Genomic DNA, 22,242 nt, shown 5'->3' on the forward strand with positions numbered 1-22,242 from the left:
GTTCCTCGTCTCTCTGTCGCTTCGCGTCGATCGCGCGCTGCGCCGGTGTCGGCGGAGCGCGGAATTCCCGCGCATCGGCGCGCCTCCGCCGCGATGCCGCGTTCAGCCTGCATAGCGGGATTTGTCAGCCTTCTCCGTTAAGCTCCACTATATGTCTGCCCAAAAACGTACGATGAGCGACGTCGGCGCCGGAATCCTCGGCTTCGTCGGCATGAGCGCTCTCGCCGGCGTGCTCGTCACCGCCGCAGTGACTCCGGCCCTCGCCGTCACCGGCATGGCCGCGAACAACAGCATCACGATGTTCGAGAACCTGCCCGGCTACCTGCAGCCCGGCGAGCTGTCGCAGAAGTCGAACATCTACGCGACACAGGCCGACGGCTCGCGCTTGCTGCTCGCATCGTTCTTCGACGACAACCGCGAAGAGGTCGGTTGGGACGCCATCAGCCAGTACGTGAAGGACGCCGCGGTCGCAGGTGAGGACCCGCGCTTCTACGAACACGGCGGCGTCGACATCCAGGGCACGATCCGTGGAGCGCTGAAGACGTTCACCGGCGAGGACACCCAGGGTGGCTCGTCGATCACGCAGCAGTACGTGAAGAACGTGTTGATCAACAACAACACGAAGAAGGCGACGAACCAGGAGGAGTTCGAGAAGGCCTACGACGAGGCGACCGAGGTCAGCGTCTCGCGCAAGCTCAAGGAGATCCGCTACGCGATCGCCCTCGAGAAGGAGGTCCCGAAGGACGAGATCCTGAAGGGCTACCTGAACATCGCCGCGTTCGGCGGGCGCGTGTACGGCATCGAGTCGGCAGCCCAGTACTACTACGGGAAGACGGCGGCGACCCTGGCACTGCCCGAGGCCGCGAGCCTCATCGCCATCGTGAACTTCCCGGATGCGCTTCGCCTCGACCAGCCCGAAGACGAGGAGAACGGCGCAGCCACCGTCGTCAAGGGCGAGGTGGTGCCGTACGCGCTGAACAAGGATCGTCGCGACTACATCCTCGACAAGATGCTCGAGTACAAGAAGATCACGGCCGAGGAGCACGCGGCCGCGGTCGCGACGCCGGTCGCCCCGGCGATCACCGCGCCGAGCACCGGCTGCCAGACCGCCCCCGGGGCTGCGACGTACTTCTGCGACTACGTCACATGGGTCATCAAGAACCACTACGACGACCCTGCGACCACCGATGTCAACGAGGGCTCCATGATGCTCCGGACCGGCGGCCTCGACATCGACACGACCCTCGACCTCGACCTGCAGGCCCGTGCCGAGCAGGCGATGGCTGAGAACGTTCCGATGGTCGACGAGCGATTCGACGTCGGTTCGGTCGCGGTGAGTGTCGAGGTCGGCACCGGCAAGGTCCTCGCGATGGTGCAGAACAAGAAGTACTCGCAAGACGAGGAGCAGCTCAATTCGAGCGCCGAGTTCGAATCGATCAACTACGCGACCGACTACGCGTACGGCGGCTCGAACGGCTTCCAGCCCGGGTCGACGTTCAAGGTGTTCACCCTCGGCGAATGGCTCAACGAAGGCCACTCGCTCAGTGAGTCCTTCAACGGCAATCGCCGCGTCTTCACCTCCTTCCCCGACAGCTGCAACGGCACCTGGCACGGCTCCTTCGATCCGAAGAACGACGATGGGAGATCAGCGAACAACGCCGTCGACGCGACGAAGTACTCGGTGAACACCTCGTTCGTCGCCATGGCGCAACAGCTCGACCTCTGCAAGATCAAGGCGACCGCCGAGGCCTTCGGTGTGAAGCGGGCCGACGGCAATCCGCTCGGCACGCCGGTCTCCGAACCCGAATGGACGTTCCAGCCCTCCGCCGTGCTCGGCACCGAGGAGGTCTCGCCCCTCAACATGGCGAACGCCTTCGCCGGCATCGCGAACAACGGGTCGACGTGCTCGCCGATCGCGATCACCGCGATCACCGACGCCAACGGCGAACCGGTGGCGCCGCCTGCCTCGACGTGCACGCAGTCCGTCGCGCCGAACGTCGCCGCCGGCATGTCGTACGCGATGGCCCAGACCTTCAACGGCGGCACCGCGGGCGCATCGAACACGTACACCGGCGTGCCGCACATCGGCAAGACCGGCACGACCGATGACAACAAGGACACTTGGATGAACGGCGCCTCCACTCGCGTCGCCACCGCGGTCTGGGTCGGCAGCGTCACCGGCGAGGCCGACCAGCGTCGCCTCGACGACTGGGACAGCGGCCCGGTCGCCACGGCTCGCCACCGCATGTGGAAGTCGATCATGACGCTCGCCGACGAGAAGTACGGCGGCGGTGACTTCACGAAGCCCGACCAGTCTGCGTTCAAGCAGGTGCTCGTCGACATCCCGCAGGTCTCCGGACTCTCGTTCGACGCCGCGAAGCAGGCGATCGAGACCGCGGGCTTCGTCGCCGAAGACGGCGGGCAACAGGATTCGAACCTGCCGGCAGGCACGGTGTCGGGCACCGACCCGACCGGTCAGGCCGGCAAGGGAACCACGATCCGGATCTTCACGAGCAACGGCTCGATGACCGGCGTGCCGGACGTCGTCGGCATGACGGGCGACCAGGCCGAGGCCGCACTGAAACAGGCCGGCTTCAAGGTGCAGCGCCAGAACGAGAACACCGTCGACCCGACGAAGGTCGGCGTGGTCCTCTCGCAGAACCCGGCGGGCGGCGGTTTCGCCAAACCCGGTGACCAGATCACCATCACGGTCGGCAAGCTCGGCGGGGGCGGCACCGCTCCCGGCGACGACTAGCCGTCGTTCCGTGGGCAAGGAACAGACCTCACCCGCCGCGGCGATCGCCATCGCGATCGCCGCGGCGGGCGCTGCCGCATTCGCATACGGCTCGCTGATCGAGCGCACGCGCTGGACGCTCCGGCGAGCCGATGTCCCGGTGCTCCCCCCGGGCGCCGAGCCGATCCGCGTGCTGCACCTCTCCGACCTGCACATGGCACCCTGGCAGCGCGACAAGCAGGAATGGGTGCGCAGCCTCGCCGGCCTCCGTCCCGACCTCGTCGTCGACACGGGAGACAACCTCGGGCATGAGCGCGGCATCGAGGGCATCCGCCATGCGTTCGAGCCCTTCCGCGGAGTTCCCGGCGTCTTCGTCAACGGGTCCAACGACTACTTCGGACCGGTCCTGAAGAATCCGTTCGGCTACTTCACCGGGCCGTCGCGCCTCGGCGCTCGCGCGAAGCAGCTCGACATCGGGGAGCTGCACGCGTTCTTCGACGAGCTCGGCTGGCAGGACCTCGACAACACCGCTGCCGCACTCGACCTGCGCGGCACGCACTTCGAGTTCTTCGGCGTCGACGACCCGCACAAGGGCTACGACCGGCTCGATCTCATCACCGCGGCCATCGACGAGCTGCGCGCCGACGACCCGCTGGGCGAGGAGACGTGGCCCGACGGGGCATCCGCTGCGTCGCGCCCCACCGTGACCGTCGGCGTCACGCACGCGCCCTACCAGCGTGTGCTCAATTCCTTCGTGAATCACGGGGCGCAGCTCATGCTCGCGGGGCACACGCACGGCGGACAGGTGTGCGTGCCCGGCTACGGTGCGCTCGTCACGAACTGCGACATCCCGCGCGACCAGGTGAAGGGCCTCAGCGTCTGGCGGCACGGACTGCGCTCGGCGTTCCTCAACGTCTCCGCCGGCCTCGGCACGTCGATCTTCGCTCCCGTTCGCTTCGCCTGCCCTCCCGAGGCGACGTTGCTCACGCTTCTGCCCACGGAGTAGTCGCCGCGCACTGCACGGCCGTCGGCCGGCCGGCCGAGGTGGTCTGCGGGCCTCGATTTATCGGCTATTCTGGTTGAGGCCCGCAAGGGCCGACCCGGGGTGTGGCGCAGCTTGGTAGCGCGCGTCGTTCGGGACGACGAGGTCGCAGGTTCAAATCCTGTCACCCCGACCGGGTGAAACCCCCTCCTTCGGGAGGGGGTTTTCTCATTCCCCGGGCGATGAGCCGCGTGCCCCGCTGCGAGGGACGCGAGCACGGCCGCTACGGCCGGCCGATGCCGCGGTATCGCCAGCCTGCAGCGCGCCACGCCGCGGGGTCGAGCACGTTGCGCCCGTCGATGACGCGCCGCTCCCCCACGAGCCGTCCTGCGGCCTCTGGATCGAGCGTGCGGTACTCGTTCCACTCCGTTGCGAGGATCACGAGGTCGGCGCCCGACAACGCCTCACGCATCGTCGACGCGTAGCGCAGGCCCGGACGCCGCTCACGGGCGTTCTCGATGCCCTCGGGGTCCGTTGCGACGACGTCGGCGCCGAGCTCCTGCAGACTGGCGGCGATGTCGAGCGCCGGCGAATCGCGCACATCGTCGGAGTCGGGCTTGAAGGTCACTCCGAGCACCGCGACCTTCTTCCCGATGGCCGAACCGCCGAGATCGGCGACCGCGAGGTCGACCACGCGACGGCGTTGCCGCAGGTTGATCGCGTCGACCTCCGCAAGGAAGGCGAACGTCTCGCCGAGCCCGAGCTCCTCGGCCCGGGCCGTGAAGCCGCGGATGTCCTTCGGCAGGCACCCGCCGCCGAACCCGACGCCGGCGTTCAGGAAGCGCCGGCCGATGCGGGCGTCGTGGCCGATCGCATCGGCGAGCGCCGTGACATCCGCACCGGTGGCGTCGGCGATCTCCGACATGGCGTTGATGAAACTGATCTTGGTCGCGAGGAACGCGTTCGCCGCGACCTTCACGAGCTCGGCCGTCGCATAGTCGGTGACGATGCGCGGAGTGCCCGCCTCGATCGCGGCGCGATAGACGTGATCGAGCACGGATGCCGCGTGGTCGTCGCCCTTCGCGACGCCGTAGACGAGGCGATCGGGCGCCAGCGTGTCCTTGACCGCGAATCCCTCGCGGAGGAACTCGGGGTTCCAGGCGAGACTCGCGTGCCCGGCCTCGGCGGCGAGCCGGTCGGCCAGGCGAGCGGCGGTGCCGACCGGCACGGTGCTCTTGCCGACGACGAGCGCTCCCTCGACGAGATGCGGCAGCAGGGCGGCGAAGGCCGCGTCGACGTGGGAGACGTCGGCGGCACCGGTATCGGCCGCCTGCGGGGTGCCGACGGCGAGGAAGTGCACCTCGGCGCCGGCGGCATCGGCGATGTCGGTGCTGAAGCGCAACCGCCCGCTGGCGGTCGCCGAGGCGAGGATCTCGGGCAGGCCGGGCTCGTAGAACGGCGGCCGACCGGCGGCGAGCGCCGCCACCTTGCTCTCGTCGACGTCGATGCCGACGACGTCGTGGCCGAGTTCGGCCATGGCGGATGCGTGCACCGCACCCAGATAGCCGCAACCGATCACCGAAATTCGCATGCCGACCCTTCGTCCTGGGCTTCCATTCTGCCGTACCGGCCCACCCGATAATCTGGACGGATGCCGGCCAAGCGTCGAACGATCGCCCGAGCAGTGCTGGGTCCGTACCTCCTGGCGCTCGCCATGATCGTGTTCCTGCCGGCACGTGATGCACAGCAGGTCACCGGCGTCGTCGGCTGGATCGCCGACGGGTTGGCCGCGATCGGCGTGCCCAGGGAGCCCGCGGCCGTCGCACTCGAGTTCCTCGCGAACGTCGCGCTCTTCGTGCCGTTCGGCGCGTTGCTCGCGCTCGCGTTCCCGAGAACTCCCGTCTGGGGCATCGTCGCGATCGGCACGGCTGTCAGTGTCGGCATCGAACTCGTCCAGCTCGCGCTCCCCTCGCGCGTCTCCACGATCTCCGACGTCATCGCGAACACGATCGGAACCGCGCTCGGACTCGGGCTCACTCTGTGGTGGGCGCGCGCGCGGCATCCGCTCGACTCCGCCCGCTCGCCCATCTGAGCAACCGCTCGAGCGGACCGCGGCCGAGGTACCGGCGCCACAGCCAGGCGAAGAGCATCGACCCGACGACCAGCCCGAGGAGCAACTCGGTGGAGTCATCCGTGTAGGTGCCGTTCTCGACACGGATCGACGCGGCGATCACCACGAGGTGCAGGGTGTAGACGCTGAGCGGCATCGACCCCATCGCGGTGATCGGCGAGAGCACCGCACCGGCGATCCGGCGCACCGTCGGCCGGGCGAACGCGGTCAGCAGCAGCATCCCCGCGACGACGACCACGCCGACGCCGACGTTGCCGACCGCCTCGAGCGAGGTCCGCAGCGCCGAGGTCCAGCGATCGGCTTCGTCAGCGGATGCCCCGGCGTTGCCGCCCGGCATCAGTGCGACGATCGGCAGCAGCACGGCGGCCACGGTCGTGCCGACGGCCGCGGCGACCCCGACGACCCGTGGCGAGGTCAGGTCGAAGCGCGCCAGCGCGAGCCCGATGAGCATGACCGGCACCCACACGACGACGGGGTAGGCACCGCTCACCACCCAGCCGACGAAGAGGCCGAGCGGCCCCGATTCCAGTTCGACGACCGGGTCGGTCTCGCTCGCGAGCTCGGCGAGCCCCGGCATGACCGCGAGCAGGGCGATGCCCAGGCCCAGGGCGATGCGTGGCGGGACGAACAGCAGCGGCAGCATGAGGAGGAATGCGAGGCCGTAGACGTCGAGGATGATGTAGACGAGCGGGTGCAGGGTCGAAGCGATGAGCAGCCCCAGCACGATGAGGATCACGGCCCGGATCGCGATCTGGCGACGGAGCCCCGCGCGGCCGTCGCCGATCGGCCGGGTCCCACCCGAGATGAACGCCAGCCCCATGCCAGCGGTCAGGGCGAAGAGCAGTCGCGGCCGTTCGTCGGCGATCTCGAGCAGCGAAGCCAGGTCTGCGGATGCCGCGGCGGGTGCGACGTGCGCGACGAACATGCCGATGAGTGCGAGGCCTCGAGCCGCGTCGACGCCGTCGACCCGCACCGCTGTTCGCCCAGCGGGTGGCTCCGTGGCGAGGCGGGCGGCGTCGCTGGTCACCTGATGACGACCGTCGGCGCCGTCAGGTTGGCGAGCACTCCCTGGCTGACGGATCCGAGCAGGAACCTCGCGATCGCCCCTCGCCCGTGACTGCCGACGACGAGGAGGCGCGCTTCGGAGGCGGCCTCGGCGAGTTCGTTGACCGGGTCGCCGGCCGCCACGACCCGACGGATCTCGAGGCCGGGATGGGCTGCGGCGATCGGGGCGAGTGCCGCTTCGAGGATCTCGGTCTCGGCCCGGGAGAGGTCTTCGGCCGCGATGAGCGGAGCGCCGTAGCCGTACTCGCCTCCGACCATGGCGGCGACGTCCCACGAATGCACGGCGACGAGTGGCTCGCCGAGACGACGGGCCTCGTCGACCGCGAATGCGAGGGCGTGGTCGGAGGCGTGGGAGCCGTCGACGCCGACGACGATGCCTCGTCGGTCGCCCGGTTCCAGGTCGGGGACGACCGCGACGGCCGAGCGGCTCACCGCGGCGATCCGCAGGCCGAGCACGCGGCGTCGGCTGGCCCGTCGGCCGCCATGCCAGTCGCTGCCGACGACGAGCATCCCGACCTCCCCCGAGATGCGCTCGAACACGTCGACGGGCGAACCCTGCTCGAGGGTGGTGACGGTCTCGATGCCGGCGTCAACGGCGGCCACCGCTGCCGCGGCCTCCTCGAGGCACTCGTGCGCTCGACGCTCTGCAGCGCGCCGCACGTCGTCATCCGCCCCCGCCTCACCGCGCATCGCCGAGATCGAGCTCTCATCGACGACGTGCACGAGCCGAAGCGTGCTGCCGAACGCTGCAGCCCGTTCGGCGGCCCATCCGACCGCTCGCATCGTGGCGGAGCCCCCGGTGCCGACGCCCACCGCGATCTCGTTCATGGCGCACCTCCGTGGAGTCTCACTCCATCTTCACGCGCCGCGCGCCGAAAGCGCCAGCCCCGAACCGGCGATCCGGCTCGCCGACCCGCCGATGACGCCGCTTTGCCGACACCGCAGCCTCAGTGGCGCCCGTTCAGTACGCCGCTGCTCTCCTCGAGGTAGCAGACGCCGCAGAGCGACTCGTAGGTGACCGATTCACCGTCGATCGCGACCTGGTCGCCGTCGAAGACGAATCGTCCCTCGATGAGCCGCGCATTGAAGATGGCCTTTCGCCCGCAGCGGCAGATGGTCTTGAGCTCTTCGAGGCTGTGTGCGACTTCGAGCAGCCGCCGGCTGCCGGGGAACGCCACGGTCTGGAAGTCGGTGCGGATGCCGTAGGCGAGCACCGGCACGCCGTCGATGAGTGCGATGCGCAGCAGATCGTCGACCTGGTCGGAGTTCAGGAACTGGGCCTCGTCGACGAGCAGGCAGCTCACCTCGCGCCCGCTCTGCGCCACCACGACGCTGCGATGGGTGTCGAACAGCTCGCGAACGCTCGAATCGGGCGCGATGGTGAAGTCCACCTCGCGCACGACTCCGAGGCGCGACACGATGTCGCAGTCGCCCTTCGTGTCGATCGCGGGCTTGGCGAGCAGCACCCGGTGCCCGCGCTCCTCGTAGTTGAACGCCGCCTGGAGCAACGCCGTCGACTTGCCGGAGTTCATCGCCCCATAGCGGAAGTACAGTTTCGCCATCTACTCGAGGTACCCGTCCTCCGCCGCTCGGCGGATCAGCTCGGCTTTGCGACTGGCAGGGCGCCCCGCCTTGGCGTACTTCTCGCGTACGCGTCGCAGGTAGGTCTTGGCCGTCTCGTAGCCGACCTCCATGCGCCGGCCGACCTCGACCGTGCTGAGACCCTGCGCATAGTACCGAAGTGCCTTCTCCTCTGCGGCGCTCAGGGCGACGCCGTGGTGATCGACCACGTCGCCTGCGCCCGCAGCATCCGTGCGCGATGCCGCTGCCGGATGCCGCGGCAGCCGCTCACCGTTCATCACGCGCCGTGCGTAGTCGACGAGCTGGTCGGCCGGCAGCGTCTTGGATACGAACCCTGCGGCCCCCGCCACGAGCGAGCGTCGGCGCGACTCGTCGTCGTCGATCGCGGTCACCACGACCACTTTCGCTCCGGCGGCACGACAGGCCCTGATGCGCGATTCGATCGAGACGGTGTCGCCGAGTTGCAGGTCCATCAGCACGAGGTCGACTGGGAACTCGGGGTCGCGGACGAGATCCATCCAGCTCGTGGCACGGATCACCACCGTGAAGTCCGAGGCGAAGTCGGTGAACCATCGCGCGAGACCGTCGACGATCAGTTCATGGTCGTCGAGGATCGCCAGCCGATGCGGCGGTGTCGGCACCGGTGTCGGTGCGTGTTCAATCGATGTCATAGCTCAACCCCACAGTCACATTCTCTCGCGTCAGCGACGCATCCGCTCTGAATGCGACCGCTCGTGCCACCGCGACGAATCGATCGAGTTCCCGACGGCTCGGCGGGGACGTCCCCGTTTCGGCGACGAGCGTGATGTCACCGTGCGTCTCGCCGTCGGCGTCCGCGGCGAACGACACGGTGATGAGCTGCGATCGCGCGGCGTCGCCGAGCCAGGAGATGAGCGCGGTCAGCGCGGAACGCTGATCGGCGGTGAGCGCAGCAGCCGCGCCGGTGGGATCGTCGACGATCGTGTCGACGCCGCGATTCATCCGGATGTTGGCAGCGAGATCGTCGAGCCAGGTCGACTCGATACCGGCCCGCAGCGCCCGCCGGAGCGCCTCCGCGAGCTCGCGTGCACGGTCGGCATCCGCCACGGAGATGCGGTCGGCCGTCATGACTCCCGCGAGGAACGGCAGCACCTCCCGGCCGAGCACCGACACTCGGCTCTGCTGCACCGATCGAGCGATGCCGGCGCGCAGCTCAGTGTCCCGCTGGAGCGCAGCGCGATTGGCCTCCCGCTGCCAGGAGAGCGTCTCCGCCACGATCCCGTACGAGTACCCGGCCGCCGCCGCCGACATCGCGAGCACCGATGCCGAGTTCAAGGTGATGAGGGCGGCGACCGGTGCGGTCGACTCCGTGTACATGGACGCGCCGACGACGAGGATCGACAGCACCGCCGCCGAGAGCACCCCGGCCAGCGCCGCCGACACCCACGTGCAGAACGGCGCGAGCGAGAGGATCAGCATGCCGATGACGGCCGGCCCGAAGTCGTCGTAGAGCTGGCGGTTGTTGCCGATCGTGCTCACGTACTCCGCGATCGCTGCGCCGACCGCCAGCATCACGACGAGCCAGAGTCGGTCGTTCGTGAACGGCGCACGAGCCGGCGAGGCCGCGAACGAGGCGGCCGTGCCGGCCGCCGCGACGAGCACGAGCGCGATCACCGCAGCCAACGGCGAACCGACCTCGCCCCAGTGCGACCACGTCAGCCCGGCGGCCAGCAGGAACGCGAGCGTTGCGCCGATCGCCACGATCGGCGACGCGCTGATCGCCCCGACCGGGTCGGCCTCCTGCTGGGTGAGGCGCAGATGTCCGCTCATTCGCCGCCCTCCGGCACCGTGAGCACGATGGTCGTGCCGATGCCCTTCGTCGACCAGAGACGCACGGTCCCGTGCTCCTGCTCGATGCGGGCGCGGATCGAGGTGCGCAGCCCGATGCGGTCGGGCGGCACCTCGCTCTCCTCGAAGCCCACACCGCTGTCCATGACCGCGACGGTCACCTCGCCACCGCCGAGGCCCAGTGCGAGCTCGGCCTGGTCGACGCCGGCGTGCCGAGCGACGTTGATGAGGCATTGCGCGACCGCCGCGTCGAGTGCGGCGACCCGGCGCGGGCCGAGGGTGCCGAGCACGGCGAAGTCGCCGGTGACCCGCACCTCGAGGCCGGCGTTGGCGGCCGACGAGAAGGCGTGCGCGAGCGATGGCACCGTCTCCTCGACGGGTGCTCGAGCGTCTGGAGCGACACCGCCGCGTGCACGGCCGCGCCATCCGTTCTGCCGTCCGTTCCGCGCGGGCGGGGTGTCGGCGGCCGGCGCGAACGAACGGGGTCTGCCGGCGCTCCGGACGCCCGGCCCTGCATCGGAGTTCTCGCCCAACGCGTGGTCGATCGCCCAATCGCGCCCCACGATGAGCCCGAGGTCCTGACGAATGCCGACGCGCAGGCGTTCGTCGACCGGGCCCGATCCGGCTGCGGCGATGGCCACCAGATGACTGAGGGCGGTGTCATGCAGTCTCGCAGTGGCGCGGAGCTCGTAGTCGTGGCGGATCGCGAGTTCTCGGGTCTGCTGGCTCGCTCGGTGCAGACCGGTGTCGCGTCGCATGTCGGACAGGCGCGTGACCCCGTCGAAGACCCGGACGATCACGACGACCGCGAACGCGAAGCAGACGGCGAAGTTCGGCGAGTACACGCCGCCCGCGACGGCGACGCCGAGGAACGCCGCCGCCTCGCCGAGTCCGAAGCCGAGCGTCGCCCAGGTGAGGCCGATCGCCGAGCCGCTGCCCGCGCCCCCGACGAGGAGCAGCGCAGTGGCGGGCAGAGCGAGCACGGCGTTGTTCGTCGACGGGAACTCGCCGTCGTCCATCACCATGACCGTGACCGTGAACACGACGCCGGCGCCGACGACGAGGTAGAGCACGGTGAGCGTGACCGTGGGAAAGCGCGCGACGAGGGCGAGCAGGGCGATCATGACCAGCGCGAGCAACGACCCGACCCACCGGCCCGGTTGCTGGCCGAAGGTCGCCATGACGGCGCCGAGCACCACACCGATCGCCAGGCAGGTGAACGCCGCCCAATGACCGGCGTTCGCAAGTGCCCGGCTCAGCGATTCCCGCGCGAGGTGTCCCGGCAACCCCAGGGTCATCGTGGTCCTCCGCTCGTACAGCCCCTGCGAACACCGATGTTCGGGCCTCTGCGGATTATCCCAGTTTCCGGGCTCGCCGCGCGGACGACTCGGTCAGAACAATGCGGACGGGTCGGGCGGAAGACTGAGTGAACCGGGCAGATCGTCTGCTGCTGCGAGCGATCGCGCACCACCGAGGGGCCGGCGTCCGGAAGCCGGACCGTTCGCGAGGGCCGACGACCGCACTCCCCCGGTGACGGGGTCCTCACGACCGTGCTCGAGGCCGTGCGCCCTGATCAGCGGCCGGATCCGCTGGCCGAGCCACTGTCGATAGGCCTTCGGCGCGTAGGCGTTCGTGCCGTAGTACATGGAGCGGTACTTCGGCACGAGTTCGGGGTGGGCACCCTCGAGCCACTGCATGAACCACGGCTTCACCCCGCCGCGCAGATGCAGCGCCGAGTAGAGCACGCTCGTGCCGCCCGCCGCCTTCACCGAGCGCAACGCCTCGTCGAGGTGCGCCTTCGTGTCGGTGAGGTAGGGCAGGATCGGCATCAGGAACACCGCGCAGTCGAGCCCGGCCTCGCGCACCGCCGTGACCGTCGCGAGCCGCGCCTTCGTGCTCGGCGTGCCCGGTTCGACGGAGTGCTGCAACTCGTCGTCATAGATCGCGATCGACATCGCGACATCGACGGGCACGAGCCGGGAAGCCTCGACGAGGGCCGGCAGATCGCGTCGCAGCAGCGTGCCCTTCGTGAGGATGCTGAACGGAGTGCCGCTCGACGCGAGCGCCTCGATGATGCCGGGCATGAGCGCGTAGCGCCCCTCGGCCCGTTGATACGGGTCGGTGTTGGTGCCGAGGGCGACGGGTTCGCGCCGCCACGACGGCTTCTCGAGCTCGCGTCGCAGCACGTCGGCGACGTTGACCTTCACGATGATCTGCCGGTCGAAGTCGTCGCCGGCGTCGAGGTCGAGGTAGGTGTGCGTCGGCCTCGCGAAGCAGTTATGGCTGACGACGCCATTCGCGATGAAGTCCCCGGTCGTCGTGGTGATGTCGAGCATGTCGACGACTTCGTCGAGCTGCTCGATCGAGACGATCTGCAGGTCGCTCGCGGTCTTCACGGCAGAACCCACGAGCGCGAGCTTCCTCGTGATCGCCGGTCTGGAAGTGTCCGACGAAACTCCTCTGCCGCGGTTTCCGAATCCCATCAGCGAGTTCGACGTCGTCAGGTACGGACGTCGGGCGCTCCCGGACATGCGGCCCGTCACGTGCTTCCACCCTCGCGCGGTGAGGAACCGATGGTCACCGCTTGCGATGAGCTGTGTGCCGTCGGCCAGTGTGACTCTGTAGGCCGGCTTTCGAGTCGACCATTTCGCAACGATCTTCGACGTCGTGTATCGCCGATACCGACCGTCGACCCGCGTGCCGAGCACCTCGTCGCCGACCTCCACCGAGCTCAACACCTGCTCGCGCCCGTCGGCCATGGTGATGAGGGTGTCGGGGTGCAGGCAGTACGTGCATGCATGGGTGCAGCCCCGGTAGGGATTGATGGTCCACCCGAAGGGCATCGCCGACTGGCCGGGCACGCGATTGAGCGCGGACTTCGCGAGCACCTCGTGGAACGTGACGCCGGCGAAGTCGGGCGTCTGCACCGAGCGCACGAGGTTGTTGAGCTTCGCGAGCCCGGGCAATGCGCCCGACTGCTCGACGCCCAGCTCCTGCCCGCTCCACCGCATACGGACATTCGAACACATGTTCGAATGAAGTGCAAGCGGATGCCGCGGCGACACGCCCCGCGGCATCCGCTCGCCTCACCGGAGCGCCGCAGCCGGCACCGCGCTGCCCGCGGCCAGCTCGAGCGTCCCGCCCGACCACCGTCGACGGAGCCACCGGTCGTGGCTCGCGATGACGACGGCGCCGGGGTAGGCGCCGAGCGCCTCCTCGAGGTCGGTGGCGAGCCCGAGCGAGAGGTGGTTCGTCGGTTCGTCGAGGAGGAACACGTGCGGCGGCCTCGCGATCACGAGCGCGAGCGCGAGCCGGCGCTGCTGCCCGACCGAGAGCGCCCCGACCGGACGCGACTCGTCGCGCGGCGCGATGAGCCCGAGACCGCTGAGCGGCACCTGCTCCGCACGCCGCTCCCCGAGCACGCGCTCGTACAGGCGTCGCGGCGTGGCATCCGGCTCGGCGAAGCGCACGTCCTGCTCGAGCAGCTGCACGCGCAGTCCCTTGCGCCGGTGCACGACGCCGCGATCGACGCGCTGCGCGCCCGCGAGCACGTTCAGGAGCGTCGACTTGCCCGCGCCGTTCGCACCCGTCACGAGCAGCCTGGTGAGCGGTGCCACCTGCAGCGCCTCGAGCGAGAGGCGGCCATCGACCGCGACCTCCGACAGGTGCAGCAGGAGGCCGGATTCCTCGTCGAACGCGTGCGACCCCGACGGGATGCCGGCGAAGACGAGCGGCGCAGGCGGCTTCCGCACCTGCTCGCGCTCCAGGGTCGCGAGCCTGAGCTGGGCGTTGCGCACCCGCCGGCTGACCTGCTGTTCGACCCGGTCGCCCCTGCGCCCGAACGCCATCTTGTTCCGGTCGGAGATCGGCGCATCGTGCGAGACCGCGCGTGCGGTCTCGGCGAAGCCGATGCGGAGGCGCCGCAGTTCCTCCTGCTCGTCGTCGTACTGCCGGAGCCAGCGCTCGCGCTCCTCGGCCTTCACCTCGAGGAACTCGCTGAATCCGCCGCCGAAGACGGCGCCGCCCGAGGCGGCGAGCGCCTCCTCGCCGGACGCCTCGTGGCCCGCTCCTGCCCCCGCACCCGCACCCGCACCCGCGAGCGCGAGCGCGCCGGCCCGCCCCGGGTCGAGGTCGAGCAGCCCGGTGGCCGCGCGGTCGAGGAACGCACGGTCGTGGCTCGCGAAGACGACGGGGCCGCGCCAGGCGCGGAGTCGATCCTCGAGGAACGTCGCGGCCGCGTCGTCGAGATGATTCGTCGGCTCGTCGAGCAGCAGCGCGTCGGGCGCGCTGAGGAGCAGCGCGGCGAGCGCGAAGCGCGATCGCTGACCGCCGGAGAGCTCGTCGATGCGGCGGTCGAGACCGAGGCCGGCGACGCCGAGCCCGTCGAGCAGCTCGTCGCGGCGTGCCCCGGCGCTCCAGACCTCGGCGCGTTCAGCGGCGTCGAGCGCAGCCGAGTAGCGCGCGGCGGAGACGGCGGAGTCGCCTCCACCGAGCGCTTCCGCTGCAGCATCGAGCTCGCGTTCGATGGCGCGGACCTCCGCGAGCGCGGCCTCGAGCACCTCGCCGATGCGTTCCTGCGGCTCGAACGGCAGCTCCTGCGAGAGCAGCGCGGTGCGCCGCGGCCTGGTGATGCGGCCGGAGGTCGCGGCTTCGGAGCCGACGGATGCCGCGGCATCCGCTCGCTCGAACCCGCCGGCGATGAGCCGCAGCAGCGTGGACTTGCCGACCCCGTTCTCGCCGATCAGCCCGAGGCGCTGCCCCGGGGAGACCGCGAAGCCGAGGTCGGAGAACACGCGTCGATCGGAATACGAGACGGAGAGCCCGTCGACGCGGAGATGGTGGGAATGGATGACGGATACAGCCATGCGGTACGCCCTTTGCGCAAATGCCCCCGGGCGGCCGTCGGATGCCGCGGCGCGCGTCTCGTTCGCACGATGCACCGAGCTGGCGGAACGCGGGCGCGCGGCGCCGGCGACCGCCCGGGAGCGGAGAGGAGTCCCGCCGGGCATTGCCGTGAACGGGTGCACGCGAATGCTCGCGCGGTCAGCACGGGGTGATCAGAACCGTGCGCACACCCGATGTCAACGGCGCCTCAGGCGCGGGACGGGGGTGTGTGCTCACTTCATAGCGGGTACGACGGTACCAGAGCCGGCCCGGAATGCCAACCGGCACCGGGCCGCCACGTGCTGACGACCGGGAGCGTGCGTCAGGCGGTGAGGTCGAGCACCTTCGCCGTGGCGGCGAGCGAGGCGGCCGCCGCCTCGGGGTCGCTCGAGAGCTTCGTGCCGTAGCTCGGGATCATCTCGCGGAGCTTCGGCTCCCACTCGGCCATGCGGTCGGGGAAGCAGCGGCCGAGCACGTCGATCATGATCGGCGCGGCGGTCGATGCGCCGGGCGATGCGCCGAGGAGGCCGGCGATCGTGCCGTCGGCTCCGGTGATGACCTCCGTGCCGAACTGCAGCACGCCGCCCTTCTCCGGGTCCTTCTTCATGACCTGCACCCGCTGGCCGGCGGTGATGAGCTCCCAGTCCTCGCTCTTGGCGGTGGGCATGAACTCGCGGAGCGCTGCGAGCTTCTTGTCGCGCGAGGCGAGCAGCTCGGAGACGAGGTACTTCACGAGGTCGAAGTTCTTCAGGCCCACCTGGATCATCGGTCCGAGGTTGTGCAGGCGGATCGAGAACGGCAGGTCGAACCACGTCGAGGTCTTCAGGAACTTCGGTGTGAATCCGGCGTACGGCCCGAAGAGCAGGGCCGTCTCGCCGTCGACGACGCGGGTGTCGAGGTGCGGCACCGACATCGGCGGCGCGCCCTTGGCGGCCTTGCCGTAGACCTTCGCGTGGTGCTGGGCGACGATCTTGGGGTTCGTCGTGCGGAAGAACTGGCCCGAGATCGGGAAGCCGCCGAAGCCCTTGATCTCGGGGATGCCCGAGTGCTGCAGCAGGGAGAGGGCGCCGCCGCCGGCGCCGACGAAGACGAAGCGGGCGTTGATCGTCTTCGGAGTGTTGCCGACGAGGTGGCGGAGGCGGATCCGCCAGGTGCCGTCCTTCTGGCGCTTCAGCCGGGTGACCTGGTGGTTGGTCGCGATCTCGGCGCCGCGGCGCTCGATGTCGCTGAGCAGGAATCGGGTCAGCGCACCGAAGTCGACGTCGGTGCCTGCGACCGTGCGGGTCGCGGCGACGCGCACCTTCGGGTTGCGCTTCTTGGCGAGGAGCGGGGTCCACTCGGCGATGCGCTCGAGGTCCTCCGTGAACTCCATCTCTTCGAAGAGCGGCTGGTCCTGCAGGGCGGCGACGCGCTTCTTCAGGTACTCGATGTTGGCCTTGCCCTTGACGAACGTCATGTGCGCCGCGGTGTTGATGAAGTTGTGCGGTTCGGGCAGGGCGCCGTGCTCGACGAGGTACGACCAGTACTGCCGGCTGATCTGGAACTGCTCGTTGATCGAGACGGCCTTGTCGGCGTTCACCGTGCCGTCGGGGTTCTCGGGCATGTAGTTGAGCTCGCAGAGCGCCGCGTGGCCCGTGCCCGCGTTGTTCCACGCGTTCGACGACTCCTGTGCGACCTCGCCGAGCCGCTCGTAGACGCGGATCGTCCAATCGGGTTGGAGTTGCGAGAGCAGGGAGCCGAGTGTCGCGCTCATGATGCCCCCGCCGATCAGCACGACGTCGACGGTTTCCTCTGAAGTCACGGATTCCAGTGTAGATGCCGCAGATGGTGCCCCCGGACCAGCCCGCTCAGGCGCCGCCCAGCACCGGCAGCCCGCGTTCATCGAGCGGCCACGACGGGTTGTGCGCGAGTTCCCAGAGGTTGCCGTCGGGATCGGCGACGTACCCGCTGTAGCCGCCCCACTCGGTCTCGGCGGCGGCCTTGGAGATCGACCCGCCCGCGAGCACCCAGTCGCCGACGGCATCGTCGACCTCCTCGCGCGAGGCGAGGTTGATGGCGAGGGCGACCGCACGGAAGCCCGGGGCGTTCGCGTGCATGGTCGGCAGCGCGGCATCCTTCGCGAGCTCGGCGGTCTCCCAGAGGGCGAGCACGCCACCGGGAGTGGTGAAGAAGGCGACCTCGCCGGCCACCGACGATCGCGCTTCGCGCCAGCCGAGCCTGCGGTAGAACGCCGTGGCGACCTCGACATCGGCGACGCCGAGCGTGACGAGCGAGTAGCGCTGGGGAATGGCCATGGGCCGACGCTACGCCGGTCAGCGCGATCGCGCACCCATCGGCTCCATCAGAGCGCCTCGATCCCGCCGGCGACGAGGCCGACGCCGGCGGTGATCAGCCCCGCGGTCAGCACGGCGGCGCCGACCCAGAGGAGCACGATGAGGCGGTTCGGCTTCTCGGGCTCGCGGCCGAGCACCGACAGGAAGAAGCCCGCGGGCATGAGGATCGCTGCGATCGGCGCCCCGAGGCGGGCGACCCAGAGCCAGAACCCGTCGAGCGCGGCGTACGAGACGACCGAGAGGATCACCATCGAGAGCACGAGCAGCACGGCGGCATGGGCGTGGCCCGCGCGGAAGAAGCTCATCTGCAGCCGATTCGCGGGCGCGAGCCCCCGCACCACGCGCGTGAGGAAGTAGCCGCCGCTCTCGACCGTGACGAGTGCGAGCAGGAGGACGCCGATGAGGATGAGATCTGATGCGGACGGCATGGCCGGTCCCTTCTTCGCGGATTCATGATTGGATAGTTGTACTCTCCAATATTAGAGAGTCGCACTATCCAATGCAAGGGATTCCTCATGCGCATCTCCGCACTCGCCGCCGAAGCCGGACTGCCGGTCGCGACCGTGAAGTACTACCTCCGCGAAGGGCTCCTGCAGCCGGGCACCGCGACCTCGGCCACCCAGGCGAGCTACGACGAGAGCCACGTGCGCCGGCTCCGGCTCGTGCGCGCCCTCACGGGGCCGGTCGGCCTCAGCGTGCAGCAGGCGCGAGCCGTGCTGCAACTCGTCGACGAGCCCGGCGACGACCTCTACTCCACGCTCGGACGCGCGGTCGGAACCCTGCCGCCCGACGGCGCCCGGCCCGCTGACGACGCCGCCGACCCGTATCCGCGTGCGCGAGCCGCGCTCGAGGCCCTCGGCCAGGTCTACGACCCCGAGTTCGCCGCGGTCGCGCAGCTCGAGGGCGCCCTCGCCGCGGCCGACGACGCCGGCATGTCGATCACGCCCGAACGACTCGCCGCCTACGGGCGCGCTGCCGCGGATCTCGCCGCCTACGACCTCGAGCGGATGCCGACGGAGCCGCGCGCCGCCGTCGAGTACACGGTGCTCGGCACGGCGCTCTACGAGCCCGTGCTGCTCGCGCTGCGCCGTCTCGCGCATCAGGATGCCGCGGTGCGGCGCCTCGGCCGCGACGCCTGAGGTGTTCAGCGCGCGACGGGCTCCGCCTCGCGAGCGACCTCCGAACGGGGCATCCGCGTCGCGACCGTGACCGCGTCGCGCGCCCGCTCGAGGGCGTCGACCCCCGCTCCCGCCCGATCGAGCGCGAGCAGGGCGGCCCCCACGATCGGGGCCGCGTCGAGGATCTCGATGCGTGCGCGGGGCGCCACCGCGGCGAGGCCGGCGGTGATGCCGCCGATGAGCCGTTCGTCCACCGAGCGGATGATGCCGCCGCCGAGCACGATGGGGATGGCACGATCCGCCAGCCCGAGCCGCGTCACGCACGCGCGGGCGAACGCCACGATCTCTTCGGCCTGGCGATCGACGAGCCCGGCCGCGACGACGTCACCGGCGCGCGCGGCGTCGAAGACGCCGGGGGCGAGTGCGGTCAGCTCGCTCGAGTCCCGCCGACCGAAGTGCAGGTCCTCGATGAGGGCCGGCACCGAGGCGACGCCGAGCTGCTCGATGATCGCCGCGGTGAGCGCCGTGCGCGGGCCTCGGCCGTCGACGTCGCGCGCCGCGTGCCAGAGCGCCTGCTCGCCGAGGCCGCTGCCACCGCCCCAGTCGCCCGAGACACCGCCGAGCGCGGGGAAGCGCACATCGGCGCCGTCGGCGCGCACGCCGACCGCGTTGACCCCGGTGCCGCAGACGATGGCCACGGCATCCGGTTCATCGGTGCCGGCGCGCAGCACCGCATACAGGTCGTTGTCGACGACGCTCGATGCGCTCGCCCACTCGAACCCGGCGATCGCCGCGGCGTACTGCTCGACCTCGACGGGCAGGTCGAGCCCGGAGACGTAGAGCCCCGCGTGCACGACGGGCGACTCCCCCGCGACGGCGCGCACGAGCTCGTCGACGACGGCGACCGCCTCGCCGAGTCCTTCGAAGTGCGGGCTCGAGCCGGCACCGCGCTCGTGCGCGACGAGCTCGCCGTCGATCGTCAGGGCGACCGCGTCGGTCTTCGAACCGCCGCCGTCGACGGCGACGACGACGCCGCTCATCGCGCCCACTCCAGGAACGGCGCGTTCTCGGCCATGAGCAGGTCGGTGAGCTGCTCGGCCCGATCATGCTGCAGCACGAGCGGGTGGGCGCGCATCGCGCGGAGCACGCGATCGCGCCCGCCGTGCACCGCCGCGTCGAGCGCGAGCCGCTCGTACCCGGCGACGCCGGCGATGAGCCCACGGATGTCGTCGGGCAGCGGCGCGACCGGTTCCGCGACGAATCCGCCGTCGCGGAACACGGCCGGCACCTCGATCACGTGGTCGTCGGGCAGGAACGGCAGCACGCCGTCGTTGCGGAGATTGACCACGCGAGACCGACTCGCACCGTCCCGCATCGCGGCGAGCAGTTCGATCGCGGCCTCGGAGTAGAAGGCGCCGCCGCGCCCCTCGAGTGCGGCCGGTTTCTCGTGCTGTGCCGGGTCGGCGTAGAGCTCGAGCAGCTCGCGTTCGATCGCGCGCACCGCCTCGGCCCGGGTCGGCTCCTGCAGCTGCTCGCGCAGCACCTCGTCGTGCGCGTAGTAGTAGCGCAGGTAGTAGGAGGGCACGACGCCCAGCTGCGCGATGAGCGCCGGTGCCAGCTGCACCTCGTCGGCCAGCTCGCCGAGCCGGTGCCGGAGCAGCCCGGGCAGGCGGTCGTCGCCGTCGATGACGACGCTCCGCTCCCAGGTCAGGTGGTTGAGCCCGACATGGCCGAGGTTCACCCGGTCGTGATCGACGTCGAAGAGCGAGGCGAAGCGGCGCTGGAAGCCGATCGCGACGTTGCAGAGGCCGACGGCGCGATGGCCCGCCTCGAGCAGCGCACGGGTCACGATGCCGACGGGGTTCGTGAAGTCGACGATCCAGGCGTCGGGCTTGGCGTGCGCGCGCACCACGTCGGCGATGCGGAGCACCACGGGCACCGTGCGCAGCGCCTTGGCGAGCCCGCCGGGGCCCGTCGTCTCCTGGCCGATGCATCCGGCCTCGTGCGGCCAGGTCTCGTCGGCGTGCCGGGCGTCCTGCCCGCCGACCCGCAGCTGGATGAGCACGGCATCGGCGTCGGCGACGCCCGCGACGAGGTCGGTCGTGCCGATCACCGTCGCGGGGTGCCCGGCGTGCTCGAGCATGCGCTGCGACATACCGGCGACGAGCGAGAGCCGCTGCGGGTCGGGGTCGACGAGGCGGATCTCCTCGAGCGGCAGGGAGTCGCGGAGACGTGCGAACCCGTCGATGAGTTCGGGCGTGTAGGTCGAGCCTCCGCCGACGATGGCGAGCTTCATCAGTCCTCATTCCGTGCGTGGGGCGCCCCGCGCGCTCTGGCGCGAAGCGGAGTTCGGTGGCCGACCGGCGGATGCGCGCAGCATCCGCCCTTCGCCGGCCGAGTCAGGTGGCGAGCGAGATGTCCGCCTCGAGGTGGTCGCGGATCTGGTCGACGAGCTGCTGGCGCGCGCCGAGCAGCACCGGCTGGGTACCGGTGCCGCTCATCCGCACCGCGAGCTTCGGGTGAGCGGAGGGGTCGACCCGCTCGGCGACGAGCTCGGCGAGACGCGTGCCGCCGGCGATGCCGGTGGGCCCGCCGAGCACGACCATCGAAGGGTCGAGGATCGCGAGCAGCGGGTTCACGGCGAGGATGACGCGGTCGGCGAGGGCCGACAGCGCCACGTCGTCGTGCGCGAGTCGGGGCAGCACATCGGCGAGCGTCTCGTCGTCGCCGGCGATGAGTCGAGCCACGGCCGGGCCGCCCAGCAGGTCGGTGAAGTCGTTCGCCGCGGGAGCGAGCGGTGCCGCCGTCCTCGGCACCGCGAGGTAGCCGATCTCGCCGGCCCCGCCGGAGGCGCCGCGGTGCACGACTCCGCCGAGGTCGAGACCGACGCCGAGGCCGTCGCCGATCCAGAACAGCGCGAAGCTCGAGGCCTGCTGCGCCGCGCCCGCCGAGCGCTCGGCCATCGTCGCGAGGTTGACGTCGTTGTCGATCGTCACCTGCAGGCCGAGCCCCCGCTCGATGCGAGCACGGGCCCCGACCGCAGGCCACCCGGGCAGGGTGTCGGTGAACGAGAGCTCGTCGCCGTCGACGAAGAACGCGGCCTGGACGCCGATCACGACGCGGCTGACCGTGCTCTCGTCGATGCCCGCCTCCGCGCAGGCCGCGCGGACGGCGGCTCGCACATCGCCCTCGGGCGAGCGCTCGTGCACATCCGTCGCGATCTGCACGATCGGGTGATCGTGATCGACGGCGTCGACGACGACCGCCTGGATGGCGCGGTCGAGGATCGAGATCGCGACGCCCGTGATGCGATCGGTGCGCACACCGTACGTGATGGCGTTCGGCCCGCGGCCGCCCGACAGCTCGCCGACCGGCCGGATGAGGCCGACCCGTTCGAGGCGTGCGAGCATCTGCGATGCGGTCGGCTTCGAGAGCCCGGTGAGCTCGCCGAGCCGCGATCGCGTGAGCGGACCGTGTTCGAGGAGGAGCCGGAAGGCGGTGCGGTCGTTGCGCGCCGCGAGCCACGTCGGGGTGCCCGGGTCGATCTGGTTCACGGCAGTCCGCCTCTCTCGTTTCGTGTTCGTGGT

Annotated in this window: 19 protein-coding genes and 1 tRNA gene; 5 read left to right on the forward strand and 15 right to left on the reverse strand. The window is 70.4% G+C overall.

The window, feature by feature from the left end; all coding sequences use genetic code 11:
- Nucleotides 1-172 precede the first annotated feature (172 nt).
- The 3 genes from ASE14_RS06195 (at nt 173) to ASE14_RS06205 (ending at nt 3,909) form a co-directional block, all read left to right on the forward strand.
- Entirely contained in the window at nt 173-2,755 is a 2,583-nt protein-coding gene (locus tag ASE14_RS06195; protein WP_235511126.1) for a transglycosylase domain-containing protein, read from the forward strand.
- A 10-nt stretch (nt 2,756-2,765) separates the two neighbouring features.
- Nucleotides 2,766-3,740: a metallophosphoesterase gene (locus ASE14_RS06200; RefSeq protein ID WP_056652367.1), complete on the forward strand. Its 975-nt coding sequence runs from the start codon at nt 2,766-2,768 to the stop codon at nt 3,738-3,740.
- 95 nt (nt 3,741-3,835) lie between these two features.
- Nucleotides 3,836-3,909: transfer RNA gene (locus ASE14_RS06205), tRNA-Pro, on the forward strand.
- 90 nt (nt 3,910-3,999) lie between these two features.
- On the opposite strand, the gene ASE14_RS06210 is transcribed toward ASE14_RS06205, so the two are convergent.
- Nucleotides 4,000-5,307 (reverse strand): UDP-glucose/GDP-mannose dehydrogenase family protein, encoded by a 1,308-nt coding sequence (locus tag ASE14_RS06210; protein ID WP_056652370.1) that lies wholly within the window; start codon nt 5,305-5,307, stop codon nt 4,000-4,002.
- Between the two features lie 60 nt (nt 5,308-5,367).
- Between ASE14_RS06210 and ASE14_RS06215 the strand changes: the two genes are divergently transcribed.
- Entirely contained in the window at nt 5,368-5,808 is a 441-nt protein-coding gene (locus ASE14_RS06215) for a VanZ family protein (protein ID WP_056652373.1), read from the forward strand.
- Here ASE14_RS06215 and ASE14_RS06220 read toward each other — a convergent pair.
- The 11 genes from ASE14_RS06220 to ASE14_RS06270 all read right to left on the reverse strand — a co-directional run bounded on the left by ASE14_RS06220 (nt 5,750) and on the right by ASE14_RS06270 (nt 17,965).
- Nucleotides 5,750-6,874 (reverse strand): DUF418 domain-containing protein, encoded by a 1,125-nt coding sequence (locus tag ASE14_RS06220; RefSeq protein ID WP_157372840.1) that lies wholly within the window; start codon nt 6,872-6,874, stop codon nt 5,750-5,752. The two genes, ASE14_RS06215 and ASE14_RS06220, sit on opposite strands and share 59 nt — an antisense overlap.
- Entirely contained in the window at nt 6,871-7,740 is an 870-nt protein-coding gene (locus tag ASE14_RS06225; RefSeq protein WP_056652378.1) for a universal stress protein, read from the reverse strand. The genes ASE14_RS06220 and ASE14_RS06225 overlap by 4 nt, the downstream gene beginning before the upstream one ends.
- A 119-nt stretch (nt 7,741-7,859) precedes the next feature.
- The gene (locus ASE14_RS06230; RefSeq protein WP_056652383.1) at nt 7,860-8,474 is read right to left on the reverse strand and encodes a thymidine kinase; all 615 of its coding nucleotides are present in this window, start codon (nt 8,472-8,474) and stop codon (nt 7,860-7,862) included.
- Nucleotides 8,475-9,164, reverse strand: a complete 690-nt coding sequence (locus ASE14_RS06235; protein ID WP_056652386.1) for a response regulator transcription factor — start codon at nt 9,162-9,164, stop codon at nt 8,475-8,477.
- Nucleotides 9,151-10,302 (reverse strand): hypothetical protein, encoded by a 1,152-nt coding sequence (locus ASE14_RS06240; RefSeq protein WP_056652390.1) that lies wholly within the window; start codon nt 10,300-10,302, stop codon nt 9,151-9,153. Before ASE14_RS06240 ends, ASE14_RS06235 begins: the two co-directional genes overlap by 14 nt.
- The gene (locus ASE14_RS06245) at nt 10,299-11,618 is read right to left on the reverse strand and encodes a sensor histidine kinase (RefSeq protein ID WP_157372841.1); all 1,320 of its coding nucleotides are present in this window, start codon (nt 11,616-11,618) and stop codon (nt 10,299-10,301) included. The genes ASE14_RS06240 and ASE14_RS06245 overlap by 4 nt, the downstream gene beginning before the upstream one ends.
- A gap of 93 nt (nt 11,619-11,711) precedes the next feature.
- Nucleotides 11,712-13,397, reverse strand: coding sequence for an Rv2578c family radical SAM protein (locus ASE14_RS06250; protein ID WP_369816460.1), 1,686 nt, complete (start codon nt 13,395-13,397; stop codon nt 11,712-11,714).
- A 9-nt stretch (nt 13,398-13,406) separates the two neighbouring features.
- On the reverse strand, nt 13,407-15,185 hold the full coding sequence (locus ASE14_RS06255; RefSeq protein WP_056652398.1) for an ATP-binding cassette domain-containing protein: 1,779 nt from the start codon (nt 15,183-15,185) through the stop codon (nt 13,407-13,409).
- Nucleotides 15,186-15,526: 341 nt separating this feature from the next.
- Complete coding sequence (locus ASE14_RS06260) at nt 15,527-17,086, reverse strand: malate:quinone oxidoreductase (protein WP_082600257.1); 1,560 nt, start codon at nt 17,084-17,086, stop codon at nt 15,527-15,529.
- Nucleotides 17,052-17,498 carry a VOC family protein gene (locus ASE14_RS06265; protein ID WP_056652402.1) on the reverse strand — a complete coding sequence of 149 codons (447 nt, stop codon included), beginning with the start codon at nt 17,496-17,498 and terminating at the stop codon, nt 17,052-17,054. The genes ASE14_RS06260 and ASE14_RS06265 overlap by 35 nt, the downstream gene beginning before the upstream one ends.
- 47 nt (nt 17,499-17,545) lie before the next feature.
- The gene (locus ASE14_RS06270; RefSeq protein ID WP_056652404.1) at nt 17,546-17,965 is read right to left on the reverse strand and encodes a hypothetical protein; all 420 of its coding nucleotides are present in this window, start codon (nt 17,963-17,965) and stop codon (nt 17,546-17,548) included.
- A gap of 87 nt (nt 17,966-18,052) precedes the next feature.
- On the opposite strand from ASE14_RS06270, the gene ASE14_RS06275 reads away from it, so the two are divergent.
- On the forward strand, nt 18,053-18,676 hold the full coding sequence (locus ASE14_RS06275) for a MerR family transcriptional regulator (protein WP_056652407.1): 624 nt from the start codon (nt 18,053-18,055) through the stop codon (nt 18,674-18,676).
- Nucleotides 18,677-18,681: 5 nt separating this feature from the next.
- Here ASE14_RS06275 and ASE14_RS06280 read toward each other — a convergent pair whose 3' ends face one another.
- From ASE14_RS06280 to ASE14_RS06290, 3 genes are all read right to left on the reverse strand, one after another.
- Nucleotides 18,682-19,695: an N-acetylglucosamine kinase gene (locus tag ASE14_RS06280; protein WP_082600772.1), complete on the reverse strand. Its 1,014-nt coding sequence runs from the start codon at nt 19,693-19,695 to the stop codon at nt 18,682-18,684.
- Nucleotides 19,692-20,951 (reverse strand): 6-phospho-beta-glucosidase, encoded by a 1,260-nt coding sequence (locus tag ASE14_RS06285; protein ID WP_056652410.1) that lies wholly within the window; start codon nt 20,949-20,951, stop codon nt 19,692-19,694. The genes ASE14_RS06280 and ASE14_RS06285 overlap by 4 nt, the downstream gene beginning before the upstream one ends.
- Before the next feature lie 103 nt (nt 20,952-21,054).
- Nucleotides 21,055-22,209 (reverse strand): ROK family protein, encoded by a 1,155-nt coding sequence (locus ASE14_RS06290; RefSeq protein WP_056652413.1) that lies wholly within the window; start codon nt 22,207-22,209, stop codon nt 21,055-21,057.
- Nucleotides 22,210-22,242 lie beyond the last annotated feature (33 nt).

The organism is Agromyces sp. Root81 (assembly GCF_001429165.1).
GTDB lineage: Bacteria > Actinomycetota > Actinomycetes > Actinomycetales > Microbacteriaceae > Agromyces.